General features: G+C 58.1%; 19 protein-coding genes. 10 read left to right on the forward strand and 9 right to left on the reverse strand.

All coding sequences use genetic code 11. The features are described 5' to 3' along the window. Positions 1 to 102 precede the first annotated feature (102 nt). Together QSV77_RS13555 and rirA are read right to left on the reverse strand one after the other, a co-directional pair. A complete protein-coding gene (locus QSV77_RS13555) occupies positions 103 to 1,149 on the reverse strand; it encodes an AbrB family transcriptional regulator (RefSeq protein WP_302733789.1) in 1,047 nt (348 codons plus the stop codon). A gap of 169 nt (positions 1,150 to 1,318) precedes the next feature. Further along, complete coding sequence (gene rirA, locus QSV77_RS13560) at positions 1,319 to 1,789, reverse strand: iron-responsive transcriptional regulator RirA (RefSeq protein ID WP_142840815.1); 471 nt, start codon at positions 1,787 to 1,789, stop codon at positions 1,319 to 1,321. Positions 1,790 to 1,962: 173 nt separating this feature from the next. On the opposite strand from rirA, the gene QSV77_RS13565 reads away from it, so the two are divergent. Next, positions 1,963 to 3,012 carry a Fe(3+) ABC transporter substrate-binding protein gene (locus QSV77_RS13565; RefSeq protein WP_271360527.1) on the forward strand — a complete coding sequence of 350 codons (1,050 nt, stop codon included), beginning with the start codon at positions 1,963 to 1,965 and terminating at the stop codon, positions 3,010 to 3,012. 46 nt (positions 3,013 to 3,058) lie between these two features. Here QSV77_RS13565 and QSV77_RS13570 read toward each other — a convergent pair whose 3' ends face one another. The 3 genes from QSV77_RS13570 to QSV77_RS13580 form a co-directional block, all read right to left on the reverse strand. Then, a complete protein-coding gene (locus QSV77_RS13570; protein WP_271360528.1) occupies positions 3,059 to 4,129 on the reverse strand; it encodes a M48 family metallopeptidase in 1,071 nt (356 codons plus the stop codon). Beyond that, positions 4,119 to 5,189 (reverse strand): YjgN family protein, encoded by a 1,071-nt coding sequence (locus QSV77_RS13575; protein WP_142840818.1) that lies wholly within the window; start codon positions 5,187 to 5,189, stop codon positions 4,119 to 4,121. Before QSV77_RS13575 ends, QSV77_RS13570 begins: the two co-directional genes overlap by 11 nt. A gap of 227 nt (positions 5,190 to 5,416) precedes the next feature. Further along, entirely contained in the window at positions 5,417 to 6,913 is a 1,497-nt protein-coding gene (locus tag QSV77_RS13580; RefSeq protein ID WP_142840819.1) for a CoA-acylating methylmalonate-semialdehyde dehydrogenase, read from the reverse strand. Between the two features lie 167 nt (positions 6,914 to 7,080). On the opposite strand from QSV77_RS13580, the gene QSV77_RS13585 reads away from it, so the two are divergent. The 8 genes from QSV77_RS13585 to pncB all read left to right on the forward strand — a co-directional run bounded on the left by QSV77_RS13585 (position 7,081) and on the right by pncB (position 14,275). Beyond that, positions 7,081 to 7,398, forward strand: a complete 318-nt coding sequence (locus tag QSV77_RS13585) for a putative quinol monooxygenase (RefSeq protein WP_302733947.1) — start codon at positions 7,081 to 7,083, stop codon at positions 7,396 to 7,398. After that, on the forward strand, positions 7,395 to 8,276 hold the full coding sequence (locus tag QSV77_RS13590) for a LysR family transcriptional regulator (protein ID WP_269700386.1): 882 nt from the start codon (positions 7,395 to 7,397) through the stop codon (positions 8,274 to 8,276). The genes QSV77_RS13585 and QSV77_RS13590 overlap by 4 nt, the downstream gene beginning before the upstream one ends. Positions 8,277 to 8,400: 124 nt before the next feature. Beyond that, positions 8,401 to 9,318, forward strand: coding sequence for a DMT family transporter (locus tag QSV77_RS13595; RefSeq protein ID WP_269700647.1), 918 nt, complete (start codon positions 8,401 to 8,403; stop codon positions 9,316 to 9,318). A 292-nt stretch (positions 9,319 to 9,610) separates the two neighbouring features. After that, entirely contained in the window at positions 9,611 to 10,717 is a 1,107-nt protein-coding gene (locus QSV77_RS13600; protein ID WP_052820170.1) for a DUF475 domain-containing protein, read from the forward strand. A 384-nt stretch (positions 10,718 to 11,101) separates the two neighbouring features. After that, the gene (locus tag QSV77_RS13605) at positions 11,102 to 11,446 is read left to right on the forward strand and encodes a helix-turn-helix domain-containing protein (RefSeq protein ID WP_302733790.1); all 345 of its coding nucleotides are present in this window, start codon (positions 11,102 to 11,104) and stop codon (positions 11,444 to 11,446) included. A gap of 17 nt (positions 11,447 to 11,463) precedes the next feature. After that, on the forward strand, positions 11,464 to 12,315 hold the full coding sequence (locus QSV77_RS13610) for a C40 family peptidase (RefSeq protein WP_302733791.1): 852 nt from the start codon (positions 11,464 to 11,466) through the stop codon (positions 12,313 to 12,315). A 95-nt stretch (positions 12,316 to 12,410) separates the two neighbouring features. Next, a complete protein-coding gene (locus QSV77_RS13615; protein ID WP_302733793.1) occupies positions 12,411 to 12,770 on the forward strand; it encodes a hypothetical protein in 360 nt (119 codons plus the stop codon). Between the two features lie 200 nt (positions 12,771 to 12,970). Continuing rightward, entirely contained in the window at positions 12,971 to 14,275 is a 1,305-nt protein-coding gene (pncB, locus tag QSV77_RS13620) for a nicotinate phosphoribosyltransferase (protein WP_046799208.1), read from the forward strand. Between the two features lie 43 nt (positions 14,276 to 14,318). Here the strand turns inward: pncB and QSV77_RS13625 are convergent, their stop codons facing one another. Beyond that, positions 14,319 to 15,713 carry a M17 family metallopeptidase gene (locus QSV77_RS13625; RefSeq protein ID WP_302733794.1) on the reverse strand — a complete coding sequence of 465 codons (1,395 nt, stop codon included), beginning with the start codon at positions 15,711 to 15,713 and terminating at the stop codon, positions 14,319 to 14,321. 355 nt (positions 15,714 to 16,068) lie between these two features. On the opposite strand from QSV77_RS13625, the gene QSV77_RS13630 reads away from it, so the two are divergent. Beyond that, complete coding sequence (locus tag QSV77_RS13630) at positions 16,069 to 16,779, forward strand: tetratricopeptide repeat protein (RefSeq protein ID WP_368045856.1); 711 nt, start codon at positions 16,069 to 16,071, stop codon at positions 16,777 to 16,779. Between the two features lie 92 nt (positions 16,780 to 16,871). Here QSV77_RS13630 and QSV77_RS13635 read toward each other — a convergent pair whose 3' ends face one another. From QSV77_RS13635 to QSV77_RS13645, 3 genes are read right to left on the reverse strand one after another with little or no spacing between them, the layout of a single operon-like run. Next, on the reverse strand, positions 16,872 to 17,861 hold the full coding sequence (locus tag QSV77_RS13635; protein WP_046799210.1) for a type II secretion system F family protein: 990 nt from the start codon (positions 17,859 to 17,861) through the stop codon (positions 16,872 to 16,874). Between the two features lie 10 nt (positions 17,862 to 17,871). Then, positions 17,872 to 18,876, reverse strand: coding sequence for a type II secretion system F family protein (locus tag QSV77_RS13640; RefSeq protein WP_142840826.1), 1,005 nt, complete (start codon positions 18,874 to 18,876; stop codon positions 17,872 to 17,874). A gap of 15 nt (positions 18,877 to 18,891) precedes the next feature. After that, complete coding sequence (locus QSV77_RS13645) at positions 18,892 to 20,364, reverse strand: CpaF family protein (RefSeq protein WP_271360534.1); 1,473 nt, start codon at positions 20,362 to 20,364, stop codon at positions 18,892 to 18,894. Between the last annotated feature and the right edge of the window lie 27 nt (positions 20,365 to 20,391).

Here is a 20,391-nt window from a genome sequence, read left to right on the forward strand (position 1 = left end):
GAGAGATCGCCGCCGCAGTTGCGGCTGAATATCAACGGGTGGGAGGAAAAATGGTTGCACGCCAGTCAGATTTTTAGCGCTGGCGGTTCCGGCTGGGGTTCGTCAGGTCTCGCCGTTCGGCTTGCGGGCGTCCTTGCCCATGACGAGTGGCATGAGGACGGAGAGGAAAAGAAGCCTTATGACATGATGGGAGCCGACATAGGCAGTATCGGCATGCATCATCACCGCCATGGCCGCCATGGTTTCGAGACCGCCCGGCGCATAGGCGATCATCACGGCATTGAGCGGAACACCGGTGACGCTGGAAATCATCCAGGCAATGCTGCCGGCAATCACCATCACGGCGATGGTGACGACGAAGCCGGCCAGAAAACCCTTGCGCACTTCCATCAGCGATACGTTGGAAAAACGCGTGCCAATGAGACAGCCGATCAGCACATAGACCGGCAGGCTGAGCCAGGTAGGAACGCCGCCCTCTGTGAGGCCGGTAATATGGGTGCCGATGGAAATTGCCACGCCGCCAAGCAGCAGGGCTGCCGGAAATCTCCAGCGCAGGAAAAGCCAGCCGGTCAGAAGCGATGCAGCGATGGTTAGCGCCAGGGTTAACAGGCCCATTGGCGGGTTGGTTATCAGCGGTTCGGTGCTGACCAGATCGAAATATTCAACGATCAGCGGTACGGACAGCGTCAGCGCCAGTACCCTGACGCTCTGCACGATGCTGACGGTCGCAAGGTCGCTTTTCGTCTCCGCCCCAAGGCTGATGATATAGCTGAGGTGGCCGGGGGAAGCGCCCAGCATTGCCGTCGTCCGGTCGTATCCGAAACCGTAATGCAGGATCCAATAGGCGACATAGAGCATGATGACGACGGCGACGAGCACAATGACGAAGCTCAGCGGCCATGTCTTTGCCGCATCGATGACCGAGGGCGTCACGCTCGTTCCCATCGATATGCCGACGACGACGAAACAGGCATTGCGGATGAAGGCCGGAATTCCAAGCTTGACGCCCGCCAGTCCGGTGATCGTTACGGCAACCGCCGGCCCGGAAAGGAAGGGGGCGGGGATATGCAGCAGGCTGGCGAGCAGTGCGCCCATGCTGCCGACAAGGGCGGTAAGCGCAAATGTATGGAATTCAGGCTTGATGATCATTGCGACGCTGATTGGTTGCTTGAAAAAGCTCGTGACCAAATGCGCCGCTTCGTCTGGCGGCGTCAACCTGCATCGCCAAAAATATTGTATTTCATGAGTATTTTATAAAAGAAAAACCCGCAACCTGTAGGCGCGGGCTTTGGCTTTTGCTGTTCTGGTATCCGCGTGATCAGGCGGCGGGAAGGGTCATGGCCTTCGGCATTTCCGTATCGATCCCGAGCAGGAAGTTGATCTGCGGGCGCGCCTTGACCAGATCGTCGATCGAATATTCCGCAAGAACATCAAAGAAGGCATTGAGCGCCTTGCGCAGCGCCGAGTTCAAGCCGCAGCTGTCCACAAGCGGACACTCCACGGCACCGTCCTCGAAGCATTCTGCCATGGCAAAGCTGTCTTCGGTCACGCGCACCACGTCGAACAGGCTGATCTTTTCGGCAGGCTTGCCAAGCCGCACGCCACCATTGCGGCCACGCACGGTTTCTACGAGGCCCGCCTTGTTGAGCGGCTGCAGGATTTTGAAAAGGAACAGCTCAGATACGCCGTAAGCCCTGGCGATCTCCGGAATGCGGCTAAGCTTGCCTTCATTCGCAGCGCAATACATCAACATGCGAACGGCATAGTTGGTCTGTTTGGTCAAACGCATGCTGGTCTCCTAACTCTCAATGTGGAGTTATATAGTCTCTTTTTCAGTTTAGAACAATTCCAGAAACCGAAAAAACTGGCGGCCATACGATATTTCTCGAACAGCCTTGTTGACCGCCTCAATGATTCATGAACAAACAAGTCAAGAATCTGAATGTAATGGAGGCATTCGTAATGGCAAGCTTGAAATCGTATTTTTCCGCTGCCGTTTTTTCAGGGCTGACGATCCTTTCCGGCGCGCCCGTGGCTTTTGCGGAAGGCGAGGTGAATGTCTATTCCTATCGCCAGCCCGAGCTGATCCAGCCGCTGCTCGATGCCTTCACGAAAGAAACGGGCATAGAAGCCAACGTTCTTTTCCTCGACAAGGGGCTGGTGGAGCGCATTCAGGCCGAGGGCGTCAACTCCCCCGCCGATCTGCTGCTGACGGTTGATATCGCCCGTCTCGTTGAGGCGAAGGAAGGCGGCGTCACGCAGCCGGTTCTAAACGATCCAGTGATCGAGAAGGACATCCCCGCCAATCTGCGCGATCCGCAGGGCGAGTGGTTCGGCCTGACGACGCGCGGCCGGGTGGTCTATGCCTCGAAGGAGCGGGTAACCCAGAAGGACATTACCTATGAGGAGCTTGCCGACCCGAAATGGAAGGGCAAGATCTGCATTCGTGACGGCCAGCATTCCTACAATATTGCCCTGATCGCCTCGATGATCGCCCATCATGGCGTCGATTACACCCGCACATGGCTGACCGGTCTGAAGAACAATCTCGCCCGCAAGCCGGATGGAACCGACCGCAGCCAGGCGAAATCGATCTTTTCCGGCGAATGTGACATCGCGCTCGGCAATACCTATTATGTCGGCCTGATGCTGACCAATGATCAGGAACCGGAAGAAAAAGTGTGGGCGGGATCGGTGCGGGTGATCTTCCCCAATGCCGGCGACCGCGGCACGCATGTGAATATTTCCGGCATGGCACTGACGAAATATGCGCCCAACAAGGACAATGCGCTGAAGCTGATGGAATTCCTGGCGTCCCGCGAGGCGCAGGAAATCTACGCCAAGCAGGTCTTTGAATATCCGGTACTGCCAGGTGCCGAGCCGTCCGATGTCGTCAAGGGTTTTGGGCCCATCAATCCGGATAAGCTGCCGTTGACGGATATTGCCGCTCATCGCAAGCAGGCGTCCGAACTGGTGGACGAAGTGGGTTTCAACGACGGTCCGACCAACTGATGCCGTTCTCAAGGCTTGCAACTCGAGTGCCTTGATTATCGGCGGGTCAGTTGCCCGCCGGTTTGTTATCGAGTGAAGCGTTGTAATCGAGGATCGCTTTACGCCTTTCCGGTGTTCCCGGATGGGTGGAGACGATGCTGGTGCCGCCCTTGTCGCCGAGCTTTTCCTCAAGCAACGCGAAGAAGCGCTCGATAGCGGTGGGGTCGAGTCCAGCCTTGCGCATCAGTACCACGGAGCGCTCGTCCGCCTGCCGCTCGGCATCGCGCGAATGTGATAGCGCCAGAAGACCGCCGCCCTGGGTGAGAATATCTTCCATGGCCGAACCGACATCACCGGCAATCAGCATGACGAGACCGGCGACACCGGCGGCGCGATAAAGCTGTCGCAGGCTGTGCTCATATTCCACATGGCCGATTTCATGCGCGAGAACGCCGGTGATCATCTGCCTGTCGTCACCTGCCAGCTCCACCAGCTCATCCGTCAGTACCAGCGTTCCATCCGGTAGCGCGAAGGCATTGGGGCCGATGTAACCGCCCTTGCGGAAATTCAGCTTGTAGTCCTCAGGCGAACCTTCCGCATGGGCGGCGATCCGGGCAAATTCCGCGCGGATGGCATCCTGCTCCTCCTGCGGTAGTTCGCTTGCGGAGAAGACTGTCTGGTCGAAGGCCTGCATGGTACTGGCCGACATGACCTGCGGAACGATCGGCGGGGTGACAGCGACCGCCAGTTCGACGAGCGCGGGAAGCGCCAGCTTGTAGGTGCCATAGGCCAGAAGAACGGCTGCTGCGGTGATGCCGATCAATCGCGGGCGGAACTGTTCCAGCCAGTGCACGACGCCGGTGCGTCTGGCGATGTGCGCGTGCAGCAATCTGTCCACGCCGTCATTGTCACGTGTTTCGAACAGCGAACCATCGGGAAAATGCAACTCCCGGGGAATGGCGCCGACCCGGTGGCTGATCTCGACCGTTTTTATCTCGGCCTGGGTTCTGACATGATTGTCCTTCGCGTCGAGCACGAGAAGGACCGTGCCGCCAAGCTTCAGCCTGGCGGCGCTGGAAAGGCTGGAGCGAGCGGCATGCCACTCGCCCGAAACGGTTCCTCCGATATCAGAAACCAAATTCGAAGCCTTCCATATCCATATATTCGGCGCTGACGGCAGCACCCGTTGCTTCCATCGAAGAAAGGACCTCGCCCACATCGCCGTTGAAGCGGATCGCCGTGCGTTCCACGGTATAACGCGCCTCGCGCACCGCTGCCCATGGCCGCATCAGGCCAAGTGTGAAAACGGTGACAACAAGGTTGGAGATGACGATCCAAAGGTAGCGCCCGCGATGCAGGTCGCTGTGCAGGTCGTGCTTTCCATCCAGCAGCATGGACGAAATAACGACGTTGCGAACGCCCGTGCGATAAACGACGCCCGCGAGGCCATAAACCAGAAATGCGCCGAAAAGGCCGACATAGAGGGAGGCAAGCGCGGTAACCATGGCGGCCGTCTCGTCTTCGAGGATAGCGCTATTGGCCGCAAAGGCGGCAATGCCGAAGAAACCGACCACGATGCTGCCGATCACCACCATGATCGCAGGAATGATCCAGACCTGGTAAAGCGCGCTGATCTTCGGGTCGGCACTGAAAGGCCGGTCACCGTAACGCAGGTTGCTGAAAATGTAGCGGTTTGCCCAGCGGCTGGACAGTGGTGCCAGAATGCCGAAGGAGAAAAGCGCGACGAGGCTGCCGAGCAGAATGGAGACGAAGGCGCCTCCCGCAGTGCCGACGAAATCGAAACGGACATTGCGATAGCTCGTCACCCGCGCATTGAAACGAATGCTGCGCGTGATGAGCCAGGGAAAGAAGATCATCAGCAGGATCGCCGGCACGAAGACCAGAAACGGATGGATGAGGCCAACAAGCTGCGAGACGACGATGAATGCAAATGCAATCAGCCGACCCTTGAAGATTTGCCCGCCGGTGGCGTGATAACCGAAAGCGCGGCCGGCCAGCACGGTGTTGCCATTGAAATAACGCTTGCGGCGCACCTTTGCCCAGGCGGAATAGATGCCGATCGTGACGATCGTCAGCAGAATATTGACGATCCAGATGCCAAAATATTCCTTGGCATTTCCACTGAACGAGCCACGTTCGAGCGCGCGCTGATCCGCGCTGACTGAGATTTCACTCATAATAGTCCCTCATGACATGCCCCTCTCCGGGCAGATTGAGTTTGCAGGCTTCCCCGTAATCGTCGATTGGCAGCGTCCCCACGCCGCAACGGCTCTCTTACGCGATAACAGCTTTAAGTGGAATTATTTTGACGAAAAAACTTGATTTTTTTAGTAGTCTTTTTAGTCAAAAAAAGCCCCGCTGTTTTCGCAGCGGGGCTTTTTGTTTTGGTTGCCGGTTTTTCGGCTTATTTCATCGTCGGCATGACGAATTCGGCACCAGACTTGATGCCGGACGGCCAGCGCGAGGTGATCGTCTTGGTCTTGGTCCAGAACTTGATCGAATCCGTGCCGTGCTGGTTAAGGTCACCGAAGCTCGAGGCCTTCCAGCCGCCGAAGGAGTGGTAGGCAAGCGGAACCGGGATCGGAACGTTGACGCCGATCATGCCGATGTTGATGCGGCTTGCGAAGTCGCGTGCTGCATCGCCGTCACGGGTGTAGATCGCAACGCCGTTGCCGTACTCATGCTTCATCGGCAGTTCCAGCGCATCTTCGTAGTTCTTGGCGCGAACGACCGACAGAACCGGTCCAAAGATTTCCGTCTTGTAGATGTCCATGTCAGGCGTGACGTGGTCGAACAGGCAGCCGCCGACGAAATAACCGTCCTCGTAACCCTGCAGCTTGAAATCGCGGCCATCGACCAGCAGTTTTGCGCCCTGTTCAACACCGCTGTCGATCAGACCCTTGACGCGTGTCTGGGCTTCCTTGGTGACGAGCGGGCCCATATCGGCCTTGTCATCGGTATAGGGGCCGATTCTCAGGCTCTCGATCTGCGGGATGAGCTTTTCCACGAGCCGATTGGCCGTTTCTTCGCCAACCGGAACCGCAACGGAAACAGCCATGCAGCGCTCGCCGGCCGAACCGTAACCCGCACCCATCAATGCATTCACCGCCTGATCAAGATCGGCATCCGGCATGATGATCATGTGGTTCTTCGCGCCGCCGAAGCACTGCGCGCGCTTGCCGTTCATGGCGGCAGTGCCATAGACGTAGCGGGCGATCGGCGTCGAGCCAACGAAGGAGACCGCGCCGATATCGGGATCGGTCAGGATGGCGTCGACGGCGCCCTTGTCACCATTGACGACATTGAGGATACCGGCCGGAAGACCGGCTTCGATCATCAATTCGGCAAGGCGGATCGGCAGCGACGGATCGCGCTCGGAAGGCTTGAGGATGAAGGCGTTGCCGCAGGCGATCGCCGGCGCAAACATCCACATCGGGATCATGCCGGGGAAGTTGAACGGCGTGATACCGGCACCGATGCCGACCGGCTGGCGGATCGAATACATGTCGATGGCCGGGCCAGCGCCCTCGGTGAACTCACCCTTCTGCAGATGCGGAATGCCGCAGACGAATTCGCAGACTTCGAGGCCGCGGATGATGTCGCCCTTGGAATCCTCAACAGTTTTGCCGTGCTCGCTGGAAAGCAGCACCGCCAACTCGTTGAGGTCGCGGTTCAGAAGTTCGACGAATTTGAAAAAGACACGGGCGCGGCGCTGCGGGTTGGTGGCAGCCCATTTCGGCTGTGCCGCCTTGGCGCTTTCAACGGCGGCGCGCAGTTCGGCGTCGCTCGCAAGCGCAACGGTTGCCTGCACTTCGCCGGTCGCCGGGTTATAGACATTCGATGTGCGGCCGCTGGTGCCCTGCACATGCTTGCCGTTAATGAAATGACCGATTTCCTTCATGGGTAATCCTCCGCGATTTTTTGATGGGTGCAGCATTGCACTTGAATTTGTACAAAGCAATGAACTCGGATAAGAAACCGTTGTGCGTAAATTAAAGCACGATGAGCATTCTTAGGCGTTTCCTGATCCGGCATGGCGAGTTCGCCATTCAAAAAGAAAGTCAAAAGATGGCAAGCGATGAACCTGTCGTGAGGATGGCTGAAATAGAAATCGATCCGACCCATCTGGAAGCCTATCGCAGATTGCTTGCAGAGGAGATCGAGGCGTCTGTCCGTCTTGAAAATGGCGTGCTTGCATTAAATGCGGTGGCGATCAAAGGCAGCCCGGAAAAGATTCGCATCCTCGAAGTTTATGCGAACCAGACTGCATATGAGGCGCATCTGCAGACGCCGCATTTCCTGAAATATAAACAGGGTGTGGCGGGAATGGTGACATCGCTGACTTTGATCGAAGTTGAACCCGTAATGATGCGTGGCAAGCCATGAATTGGGATGACGTGCGCATATTCCTTGCCGTTGCCCGCTCCGGGCAGATTCTCGCCGCATCGAAACGGCTTGGGCTCAATCATGCAACGCTTTCGCGGCGATTGACGCTGCTGGAGCAGGCATTGAAGACCCAGCTGTTTATCCGCCGGACGAATGGCTGCGAAATGACCGAGGAAGGTCAGCGGTTTTTGGGCGCCGCCGAGCGCATGGAAACCGAAATGCTGAATGCCCAGGCCAATCTCGGTCGCGTCGATACGGCGGTGGCGGGAACGGTGCGCATCGGCGCGCCGGACGGTCTTGGCGTTTCCTTTCTCGCGCCACGGCTCGGCCGGCTGACGGCCCGTTATCCTGACCTCAAAATCCAGCTCGTGCCCGTGCCGCGTTCCTTCTCTTTGTCGCAACGCGAGGCCGATATCGCCATCACCATCGAACGGCCGGAGCAGGGCAGGCTGATGTTCTCAAAGCTCACTGATTATTCGCTCGGGCTTTATGCCTCAGCGGACTATCTGGCCGAATATGGAACGCCGGCGGATGTCGAGGCGCTCAAGCGTCATCGTCGCATCGGTTACGTGGAGGACCTGATCTTCTCGCCCTCACTGAACTTTACCGGTGAGATCATGCGCGACTGGGACGCCGCCTTTGAAATCTCCAGTGCCACCGGCCAGACGGAGGCGGTGCGGTCGGGGGCGGGCATCGGCATTCTGCACAATTACATCGCCGGGCAATATCCTGAACTTCTGCGGATCATGCCGCATATCAGCATCATCAGGTCTTACTGGACGGCTTATCACGAGTCCGCCCGCCAATTGGTCCGTGTCCGCACCGTAGTTGATTTTCTTCAGGAACTTGTTGCCGAAGAGCGGCGAATCTTCGCCTGAGGTCGATAGGTCGTTCCATTAGTAATATTAATTACACAAGTTGGCCCGCTCCGGGCTTGACAAGGGGTGGCTGGCTGAACGACCAATGCAGCGATTGGGAGAGATCGGAACTGACATGTCGACTATGATACGAAAGCTTTCGCCGACTGGCCTCGGCGTGGCCGTCATGCTGCTTGGAATGCTGCTTTTCGCGTTGAACGATGCCATGGGAAAATGGCTGGTATCAACCTATAGCCAGGGGCAGGTTATCCTGATCCGAAGTGCTGCGGCTCTTGTCATCCTTGTCCCCATCGTCTGGCGAGCCGGCCTTTCCGGCCTAGTGAAGGTCGAGCGGCCCGGATTGCAGGCGGCGCGTGTCTTCTTCTCCACTGCCGAGCTTTTCTGTTTCTATTTCGCGGTTGCGAGCCTGCCACTGGCAGATGTCATGACCTACTGGCTGGCAGCGCCCATTTATGTGGCGGCTCTGGCGCCGTTTCTGCTCGGAGAAAAGGTCGGCTGGCGTCGGTGGACGGCCATCGCCATCGGTTTCGTCGGCGTTCTCATCGCCTTGAAACCCAGTTCGGCAAGCCTCACTTCCGCTGCGCTGTTTTCCATTCTCGGCAGTGCTGCCTTCGCCTTCATGATGTTGTCCGGACGCCAGCTGCGCAATACGCCGGATACGGTGCTTGCCTTCTGGCAGATCATCGGTGCCGGTGTTGCGGGCATCGTTGCGGTGTTTCTGACACCATCTGGCTGGCTGCCGGTCCAGTCCAGCTTCGATCTGGCGTTCCTCAGCCTGCTTGGCGTAGTCGCCATGGCGGCGCATGTGCTGGTCAATCGGGCTCTGAAGCTTGCCGATGCTGCGACCGTCGCGCCGCTGCAATATACGCTGCTGCTGTGGGCGGTGATCTTCGGCTGGGCATTCTTCGGGGATGTGCCGCATATCAGCATCGTCATCGGCGCAGGCCTGATTGTTCTATCCGGCCTCTATATTTTCTTCCGCGAAAATACGCTGAAGCGACGCCGCGAAACGGCGGAAGGACTGGTCGAAGAACAGGTTTGATCTATCCTGGCCACTGTCGATACAATCACGGGACTTGACGAAGGCGTGATCTTCAGGGAGTAAGAGAAGGCCCTGCGATCATATGTCTCGCATGGGCAGAGGAAACAAAGGTGCCGGGCCCCTCTGGCGAGAGTTTTACGGCGCTCTCGCGATGTCGGTACCGCCTGCAAAAATTGGCCGGCGGATTAAAAACTATGAAAAACCTGAATGTGCTTCGCGCGCGTGCTTTCTGCGTGCGGCCTGACGCTCCGCGTCGGTCCGTGAACGTCCTCGTTATCGGAGGCGACCGGACATGAGCCCCGCCCAGAAAACCACGCTTTCCTACTTCAAGTGGGCATTTATCGTCACCATCGTCGGTCTGATCCTCGGCGGTTATCTCGGCTGGGAAATGACCGGAACGGTGGGCGGCACGGCGACGATCTTCTTTATCTGCGTCGTTCTTGCGGTGCTGGAAATCTCGCTCTCCTTCGACAACGCCATCGTCAACGCCAACAAGCTCAAGGATATGACGCCGGTCTGGCAGCACCGCTTCCTGACCTGGGGTATCCTGATTGCCGTTTTCGGCATGCGTATCGTCTTTCCGCTGCTCATCGTCGTCGTTGCCGCCAATGTCGGCCCCTGGACGGCGATCGTCATGGCGGCAACGCAGCCGGAACGTTATTCGGAAATCATGCGTGACGCCCATCTGCCGATTGCGGCTTTTGGCGGCACCTTCCTGATGATGGTCGGTCTCAATTTCTTCTTCGACCATGAAAAGGACGTTCACTGGGTGCGCTGGATCGAGGAAAAGGCTGCGACCTACTCCTCCGTCAAGGGCATCGAGATCGCCTTCGTGCTGGTCGTCATGCTGGTGTTTTCCCGTATCATCGGTGCCAGTGACAACCCGGAACTCGGCCCGGTCGCTGCCAACACCTTCTTCCATTCGGCGATCTGGGGTCTTTTGACCTTCCTGCTGGTGGAAGTCGTCGGCGGTATTCTCGACCGCAGCCAGGAAATGCTGGAAGGCGCGGCCAAAGGCGGCTTCGGTGCGTTTCTTTACCTCGAAGTGCTGGATGCCAGCTTCTCCTTCGACGGCGTGATCGGTGCTTTCGCACTGACCCAGAACCTCTTCATCATCGCCATCGGCCTTGGCATCGGCGCCATGTATGTGCGCTCGATGACGATCATGCTGGTTGAGAAGGGAACGCTTGCCGAATACCGCTATCTGGAACACGGCGCTTTTTACGCGATCCTTATCCTGTCGGTCATCATGTATGTGCAGACCATGTTCCATATACCTGAGGTCATCACCGGTCTTGGCGGTGCGACCCTGATCGGTATTTCGCTCTGGTCGTCGATCCGGCATAACCGGCAGCAAGGCGCCAATGCCGCTGATACGGCCCGCGGTGCAGAAATCTGAGCAACGCGGAAATCTGATCCACAACGATCCTTGCCTTCCGCCTCTGCGGCGGAAGGCAGTTTTTAAGCACTGAATTTCTGTCTGCTTATTTTTATTGCTCATCTGCGTTTGCAGAAAATCTGGCCACGGCGCCAGGATCGCACGACAAATGGTTGTTTTTTCTCATATTTGTGCGCTGCAATAAAGTTGGCACGCTTCCTGCTTCTCTTGTTTTAAGTCCAGAGGGGACGTTGGAAGCCCGGAAAACGGGTCCAGAAACACCGCCGCGCTGTTCGATCTATCCGGTCTGCAACAGCGCGGCGGTTTTGTTTGTGCGCCATGGTTCTTGAGTTTTGCCTTTCGTTGCCTGAAAAAGGCACGATAACGACTGGAAGGTTTATCGGCGTGCCTGCAGAACTTTCGCCCACGGAAGCCTTGGGGCTCTGGCATCGCGTCGCGATCGAGCAGGTCGTTGCCGACGCGCCGGATTTGACCTTGCGCCAGACCGCCATCCTGCTGCAGATTTATCTCGTGCCGCCGCCGCACACCGTTCGTGGTCTCGCCGCAATGCTCGGCGTGACCAAGCCGGTCATCACCCGCGCACTCGACAGTCTCGGGGCGCTTGGGCTGGTCGACAGGGTGCGGGATGAACGGGACAGGCGCAATGTTGTGATAAAACGCACCGTCACAGGTGCGCTCTATCTGGAAAAATTCGGCGATCTGATTATTGATCAGGCGCGTAAGATCTAACTCTGGACGTGAAACCCATGATGCTCGACCGCCGCCTGAATGTCTTCCGCTCTGACCTCGCCGATGAAAAACTGCAAGGTGTGGTGCAGGCCGACCGTTTCGTCAGTGGTTCTCCCGCGCAAGTCGCCGTTCCCGTCATTGGCCTGCGACCGACGCCAGACTTAGCCTCCGGTATCGATACGGAGCTTTTGTTTGGCGAAACTGTTCGTGTTTTCGACAGAGCGAACGGCTGGGCATGGGTACAGGCGGATGCCGATGGTTACGCGGGTTACGTGCCGGAAACCGCTATCGGCGATGTCGTTGCCGCCACCCATCGTGTCGTGGCGCCGCGCACCTTCCTCTATCCTGCCGCTGAACTGCGCAAGCCGCCGGTCGCGGCGCTTTCCATGGGCAGCCTTGTTCGCATCGTCGGTGACGCGGAGACGCGCGGCACCCGCTATCTCATGACTGAAAAAGGCGAGGGCATCATCGCCGCCCATTGCCGGGCAGTCGGTGATGCTCTCGAAGAGGACTATGTGGCGATAGCACTGCGCTTTATCGAGACGCCCTATCTGTGGGGCGGACGCTCCGGCCATGGCATCGATTGTTCCGGCCTCGTGCAGCTTTCCATGGCAATGGCGGGCCGGCGGGTTCTGCGTGATACCGATATGCAGGTAAAGTCGCTCGGCGTGGAAATAGAGCGCGACGAATTGCGCCGCGGTGACCTTGTTTTCTGGAAGGGTCATGTCGGCCTCATGGAAAACGAGGAAACGCTGCTTCACGCCAATGGGCATACGATGAATGTCGCTCGCGAAAATCTCGATGCGGCCATCGAGCGTATCGGCTGGCTTTATGAAAAGCCGACGGCTTTTCGTCGTCTGGAGGGCTGAGAAAGCCGTTTTCACGAAATCGTGCCCGCCCCACCCTTTGTAGGACGGTCGTCAACGGCCTACATCTGAGGAAGGATGGTACGGGACCGGCATCGATGAAGACAAAAACCACGACAAAATTGGCAGCATTCCTGACGGCGGTTCTATTGAGCGCCTCGGCTCAGGCGCAGACCGTTTTCCAGAATGGCTTTGCCCCCGCACCCGATGCCTATGCGAACCTGCCCGGGGTCAAGGATCCGCGCACGCTGCAGCCCAAGGTGCGTTATACATGCCACAGCGAACTGGGAAGAACTGGATATTCCAGAGGCGCCTACCGCAATGTTTTTGGTAGCCGGGGACTTCCCGTTCAGGGTTATCGCTGCACGGATGAAAATGGTATTTCCAGCTTCGGCGGCAGAAATCCGGTCTCGAAGGACTGGTATCCCGGCATCAACCCCGTCGACCCGACCTTCTGAGGCAAAGGCATTGAGTGCCTCTGCCCGAAAGGTGCGGTATGCTTTTCGAAAAATCCGATGCGTGCGCAAAACTAAGGCCCTCTGCTGTCGGTGCTCTGGACTTGTTGTCGCTTTTTCAGATAAGTCTTTGCCATGACAGGTTGAGACCTGCCGAGGTGCGGGGTGACGTCGGGTCTCGGCCGATGTTGGGGAATGCGAGCATGACGAAGACCGATATAGCGACCCGTGTCCACAATCACACCTGGAAGCTCGATCCAATCGTTCGCAGCCTGATCGATACGGATTTTTACAAGCTCTTGATGTTGCAGATGATCTGGAAGCTCTATCCGGAAGTCGACGCGACATTTTCCCTGATCAACCGTACCAAGACGGTGCGGCTGGCCGAAGAGATTGACGAGATGGAACTGCGCGAGCAGCTCGATCACGCGCGCACCCTGCGTCTCTCCAAGAAGGAGAACATCTGGCTCGCGGGTAACTCCTTTTACGGTCGCTCGCAGATTTTCGAGCCCGAGTTCCTCTCCTGGCTTTCGAGTTATCAATTGCCGGAATATGAGCTTTTCAAGCGTGACGGGCAGTATGAACTGAACTTCCATGGCCGTTGGATGGATACGACGCTCTGGGAGATTCCGGCGCTGGCGATCATCAACGAGTTGCGCTCGCGCAGCGCCATGCGCTCGCTCGGTTATTTCACGCTGGATGTCCTTTATGCCCGGGCGAAGGCCAAGATGTGGGAAAAGGTCGAACGGCTGCGGGAACTGCCGGGCCTGCGCATTTCCGATTTCGGCACGCGCCGCCGCCACAGCTTCCTGTGGCAACGCTGGTGCGTCGAGGCGCTGAAGGAAGGCATTGGACCGGCTTTCACGGGCACGAGCAATGTTCTGCTCGCCATGGATTCCGATCTCGAAGCCGTGGGTACCAACGCGCATGAATTGCCGATGGTCGTTGCAGCACTCGCGCAGACGAACGAGGAACTGGCTGCTGCCCCCTATCAGGTTCTGAAAGACTGGAACCGGCTTTATGGCGGTAACCTGCTGATCGTGCTGCCTGATGCCTTCGGCACGGCAGCGTTTCTGCGCAACGCGCCGGAATGGGTGGCGGACTGGACTGGCTTTCGTCCAGACAGCGCGCCGCCGATCGAAGGCGGCGAAAAGATCATCGAGTGGTGGCAGAAGATGGGCCGCGACCCGCGTAAAAAAATGCTGATCTTTTCCGATGGCCTCGATGTCAACGCGATCATCGACACCTACCGGCATTTCGAAGGCCGGGTTCGCATGAGCTTCGGCTGGGGCACCAATCTGACCAACGACTTTGCCGGCTGCGCGCCGAAGACCATCGCCAGCCTCAAGCCGATCTCGATCGTCTGCAAGGTCAGCGATGCCAATGGCCGGCCGGCGGTCAAGCTTTCGGACAATCCGCAAAAGGCGACGGGCGAGCCGGCCGAAGTGGAGCGCTACCTGAAGTTCTTCGGCGAGGAAGACCACAAGGAACAGAAGGTTCTGGTTTGAGAAAGACCGGGCGCTCCTGTTAACGAAGCGCCCGTGGAAGTGATTACTTCGCGAATTGATGTGCGATGTAATGGAAGAGCGCCCGGATACCCTGCGCCTCGCCGCCAATCGACGAGTGATGCCTCTCGCTCAGCGACCAGCCGTAAATGTCGAAATGCGCCCAGCGCTTGGTGTTGGTCACGAAACGCTTGAGAAACAGGGCTGCGGTGATCGAGCCGGCCATGCCGCCTGACGGGGCGTTGGTGATATCGGCTGCGCGCGAGCGGATATCCTTGTCATATCCCATATAGAGCGGCATCCGCCACAGCGGGTCGTCTATATCGATGCTGGCTTCCGAGATGTCATGGGCCAGATCTTCGTCATCGGTATAAAAAGGCGGCAGATCCGGGCCGAGGGCAACGCGGGCGGCACCCGTCAGCGTCGCCATGTCGATCATCAGGTCGGGCGCATCCTCATCGGCATAGGCGAGCGCATCCGCCAGAACGAGACGTCCCTCCGCGTCAGTATTGTCGATCTGCACCGTCAGGCCCTTGCGGCTTTTGTAGATGTCGCCGGGGCGGAAGGCATTGGAAGAGATGGAATTTTCGACGGCTGGTACAAGCACGCGAAGGTCGACCGGCAGCTTCGCGTCCATGATCATCAGTGCAAGGCCAAGAACATTGGCCGCTCCGCCCATATCCTTCTTCATCAAAGCCATGGAGGCAGCGGGTTTGATATCGAGACCGCCGGTATCAAAGCAGACGCCCTTGCCGACGAGGGTGAGACGCGGATTGCCCTTCTTGCCCCAGTTCATCTCAAGGAGGCGCGGGGCACTTTCGCTGGCGCGGCCAACGGCGTGGATCAGCGGGAAGTTTTCCTTCAACAGATCGTCGCCGGTGGTGACGCTGACCTTTGCCTTATAGTGAGCGGCAAGAGCACGGAAGGCGATTTCAAGCTCGTCCGGTCCCATGTCATTGGCCGGTATATTGATGAGATCGCGGGCAAGGAAAACGCCGGCCAGAATGCGCTTGATGTCGCCGTCTTCCGCATCCTGCGGAATGAGAAGTTTTGCCCCGTTGGTCTTGGTGGTTCTGTATTTGTCGAAGCGATAGCTGCCGAGGCCGAAGCCGAGCGCCAGGCGGTTGGCGGTCAGGGGCGCCGTTTCGATGTGCCACTCGCCTTCCGGCAGTTCACGGGCGAGTTTCCCGGTTATGAAGGGAATTTCGGAGGGATTGCCGCCAAGCCCGAGAAGCGCGCCACCCAGCGAACCGTCGGCGGAAGGCACGAGCAGGATGGCGCCTGCTTCTGCCTTGAACCCGGCCTTTTTCGCCCAGTCCAGAGCGACAGGATCGATGGCGCCCTGTTCGATATGGGCTGGCGTGACGGCAAAAACCGGTAAGGTGCTGCCGGCCTTCGAGCTGAAAGGGGTGGGGCGTTCGATGAACTGATAGGGCGCCATTGTATGCTTCCGTTGGTGCATCGGCCCGAAAATCGGAATGATTTTCGACAGGAACGATGCGTAGTTTCAAAGTGCCGGAGCGGCCTTTTGCATCCTCTCGGACGCGGCGCTCCAGTGTCGTGAATCGGTGCGATTAACGCTCTGTTAGGGTTAACAGATTATTGCTTTAGTGAAAGTTGCGTCATGTGAGTCTGTCGTATGTCGGGCGCAAGATCGATCATTTTTGGGCGGGGGCGCTGCCATGACTGCTTTTTCTTTGGCCAAAACAGGCCGGACCGGATTGCTGCGCGGAACGTGCCTGTTAGCGCTGGTTCTAGCCGTTTCCGGATGCGCGAGCACCAACAAGCCGGATCGCATGTCCACCGGTTCCATTCCCGCCGCCACACGTTCCTATGACACGATGAACATGGATCAGCTGCGGCAGGCGGAAGCGACCGCCGGCAAAGCCTATGAGCGCAGCCCAAAGGACAAGTCGGTGGGCATGAGCTATGCCAGCGTTCTGATGATGACGGGCAAGAATACCCAGGCGCTCGCCGTCATGCAGCAGATTGCCATCGCCAATCCGGCGGATCGCGATGTGCTTGCGGCCTATGGCAAGGCGCAGGCGGCGGCCGGCCAGCTGGAGCAGGCGCTTTCGACCATACAGCGGGCGCAGACCCCCGACCGTCCCGACTGGCGGCTTTATTCCGCCGAAGGCGCTGTGCTCGACCAGCTGGGCCGCTCGAACGAGGCGCGCTCGCGGTACCGGCAGGCGCTCGACCTCAAGCCGAACGATCCAAGCGTGCTTTCGAACCTTGGCATGTCCTATGTCCTGTCGAGCGATCCCCGCACCGCCGAAACATATTTGCAGTCCGCCATTTCGCAGCCCGGCGCGGATAGCCGCGTTCGCCAGAACCTTGCGCTTGTTGTGGGTCTTCAGGGACGTTTCGCCGAAGCCGAGCGCATCGCGGTTCAGGAGCTTTCGGCGCAGCAGGCGCAGGCAAATCTCACCTATCTGCGCGCGATGCTCTCGCAGCAGAATTCCTGGCAGCAGCTGGCGAAAAAAGACGCAAAGCCTGCAGGCTGATAAGGCTTTTAGGTGCAGCCGCCGGCATAAGTGGCCGGCGATCTTGCCAGCCGGGATCGGAATATACCGCCGCGCAAAATGCCGGCGGTTTTTTATTTGAACGTGTCCATAACCCGGATGATGGCCGGCCCGAGGATGACGGCGATGAGCACCGGCAGGAAGAATATGATCATCGGCACGGTCAGTTTCGGTGGCAGCGCGGCGGCTTTCTTTTCGGCCTCGTTCATGCGCTCGTCACGGCCTTCCTGCGCCAGCACGCGTAGCGCCTGAGCCAGCGGCGTGCCATAGCGCTCCGCCTGGATAAGCGCCTGCACCACGCTTTTGACACCATCCAGTTGGGTTCGCATACCGAAATTCTCCAGGGCAATGCGCCTGTCCTGAAGGAAGGAGAGCTCGGCTGTCGTCAGCATCATTTCTTCCGCCAGTTCAGGGGATTGCTCGCCCATTTCTTCTGCCACACGGCGCATCGCGGCTTCCATCGAGACACCGGATTCTATACAGATCAGCATCAGATCCAGCGCATCCGGCCACGCACGCTTGATCGACCCCTGTCGCTTTGTCATGGCGTTGGAAACGTAGATATTCGGCGCGTAAAAGCCGATATAACCGAAAAGCAGGACAGCCATCAGCCTGACGACAAAGGCCTTGTCGGCGAGGTTTCCCAAGACGAAAACCCAGGTAAAAGCGATGGCAAGAAAGGCGAATGGTAGGACGAATCGCGCGGCGAGAAATGTGTTGAGCGCATTCTGTGAACGAAAACCCGCTGCACGCAGCTTGTTCATCGTATTTGCGTCGGCAAGTGCTTCCTGAAGATTGAACCTTTCGACGATGCGGCGCGCGGACTTGTTGTTGCTACCACGCAACGAGGTCTTTCCATCTCTGGAGGTCGTTGCGAGCCGCTCGCGTTCGCGGCTGCGGATAACATCGCGTTCCGTCGACACCGCTTTCATGCGCTTGGCGAAGTCCTTGCGCTCGAAGAACGGCATGATGAGGGTGTAAAGGGTGGCAAAAACCGCAAGCGTGACCAGAATGGCAATGATCGTCTGCGGATCCGTCAGGCGGGAAACGAGATTTCCTGTCATGGCCCCGCCCTCAGATATCGAAATTGATCATTTGGCGCATGATGAAAATGCCAATCAGCATCCAGATGCCGGATGCTCCGAGAATGATGTGCCCGCGCAAATCGGTGAAAAGCACAGACAGGTAATCGGGCGACGTGAAGTGCACCAGCGTCATGACGATGAAAGGCAGTGCCCCAATGATGACCGCCGAGGCTTTCGCCTCCATTGAGAGGGCATTCACCTTGGCGCGCATCTTCTTGCGGTCACGCAGGACTTTTGAAAGATTGGACAGCGCTTCTGAAAGATTGCCGCCCGCCTGTGCCTGAATGGTAATGACGGTGCCGAAGAAACTGACCTCGAACAGGGGCATGGTCAGCATCATACGCTCGATTGCCTGAGGAATGCTGATCCCGACCTGTTGTGCATCGACAACCCGCTGAAATTCCGTTTTCACCGGCTCCTGGCCATCCGATGCGATCAATCGCACGGCGTCGTTCAGCGGCAACCCGGACTTGATCGACCGGCACATGACGTCCAGCGAATTGGGAAACTCCTCCAGGAATTTTTTCTGCCGCCGCTTGAGAAGAAAGGCCAATACCCACCGTGGCAGTCCCAACCCAACGACCACTCCTATAAGCAGAGCGATGAGCGGCGACAGGCCATAAAGAATTGCTATGATACCGGCGGCAACAGCCCCGCCTGCGCTCAGCAGGTGGAACTGCCGGATCGAAAGTCGCAGGCCAGCCTGAACCAGTTTGTCGCGCAAACTGACATTCTTTGTCCTTTTTGCCTTTTCATTTTGTTTCTTTTCCATTTCCCGCAGGCTGTCCTGCATGGATTTGCGGCGTTTGCCGAGCTCCTGGACCCGGTCGCGCGCAGCTTTGATATTGGCGTGGTCCGTTTCCGCAGCCTTCACCCGCTTGAAACGGCTGGTGGTCTTTTTTTCGACCTCTATCTGCTGAAAAAGGAAGGCGTAAGCCAGCGCTCCTGCCGAAATGGCGACAAGTACGGCCAGTAACAGGATTGTCGGGTCCATGGCAGTCGCCTTCCCTTAGGATGTCTTTTCCATTTCGTCGAGCGCGGCCGCCAGACGTTTCTCTTCGCCATAATAACGTGCGCGATCCCAGAAATGCGGTTTGCTGATGCCGGTCGACACATGTCTGCCGATCAGCTTGCCATTCGCATCTTCGCCTTCAATCTCGTACCGCATCAAATCCTGGGTAACGATGACGTCGCCTTCCATGCCGATGACTTCGGTAATCTGCGTTATCCGGCGGGAGCCGTCGCGCAGGCGCGCCGCCTGAACGACGATATCGATTGATCCGGAGATAATTTCGCGCACGGTCTTGGCCGGCAGGGTAAAGCCACCCATGGCAATCATGGATTCGATACGGCTAAGGCATTCACGCGGCGTGTTGGCGTGCAGCGTCCCCATCGAGCCGTCGTGACCGGTGTTCATGGCCTGAAGCAGGTCGAAAACTTCCGGTCCACGCACTTCGCCGACGATGATACGTTCTGGACGCATACGAAGGCAGTTCTTGACCAGATCGCGCATGGTGATCTCGCCTTCACCTTCGATGTTTGGCGGGCGTGTTTCCAGCCTCACCACATGTGGCTGCTGCAGTTGCAGTTCGGCCGTGTCCTCACAGGTGATGACACGTTCGTCCCTGTCAATGAAACTGGTCAGGCAGTTGAGCAGCGTGGTCTTGCCGGAGCCAGTACCGCCCGAAATGACAATATTGCAGCGTACGCGCCCGATGATCTTGAGCAAGGTCGCGCCTTCGGGCGTGATTGCGCCGAAACGTACCAGCTGATCGAGTGTCAGCTTGTCCTTCTTGAATTTTCGGATTGTCAGCGCCGGTCCGTCAATGGCAAGCGGCGGCGCGATGACGTTGACGCGTGATCCGTCCGGCAGGCGGGCGTCGCATATCGGGCTCGATTCATCCACACGCCGGCCGACCTGGCTGACGATACGCTGGCAGATGGACAGCAACTGGCCGTTGTCACGAAAGCGGATGTCGGATTCAATGGTCTTGCCGCCAACTTCGATGAAGGTCTGGCCGGATCCGTTGACCATGATATCGGCAATATCGTCGCGGGCGAGAAGCGGCTCCAGCGGGCCGTAACCGAGAACGTCATTGCAGATGTCTTCGAGCAGTTCTTCCTGCTCGGCAATCGACATGGCGAAGTTCTTGATCGTGATGATATCGTTGACGATATCGCGAATTTCCTCGCGCGCGCTCTCCGCGTCGAGCTTGGCAAGCTGCGAAAGGTCGATCGTATCGATGAGCGCAGAGAAAACCTGGCTCTTGGTGTTGTAATAATCTTCCGTGCGCGCGCGTTTTTTCTGCGGCGACTGCGATGTTGCCTGCGCCTGGCGCGTCGCGGGCGACTGGCCGGGTTCAAGCGTGTCGATCGTAAGAGGCCGAGGCTCGGCTGCCACCGCCGCCTGCATGGGGACAGCTGCGGCCAAATCCGGCTTTGTGTTTCTGGATGGGCCGTCAGACCCGCGTTTTCCGAACATCGGCGTTTCCGTCTAAGGACGCACAGG

The organism is Agrobacterium sp. V1, from assembly GCF_030518355.1.
Taxonomy (GTDB): domain Bacteria; phylum Pseudomonadota; class Alphaproteobacteria; order Rhizobiales; family Rhizobiaceae; genus Agrobacterium; species Agrobacterium cucumeris.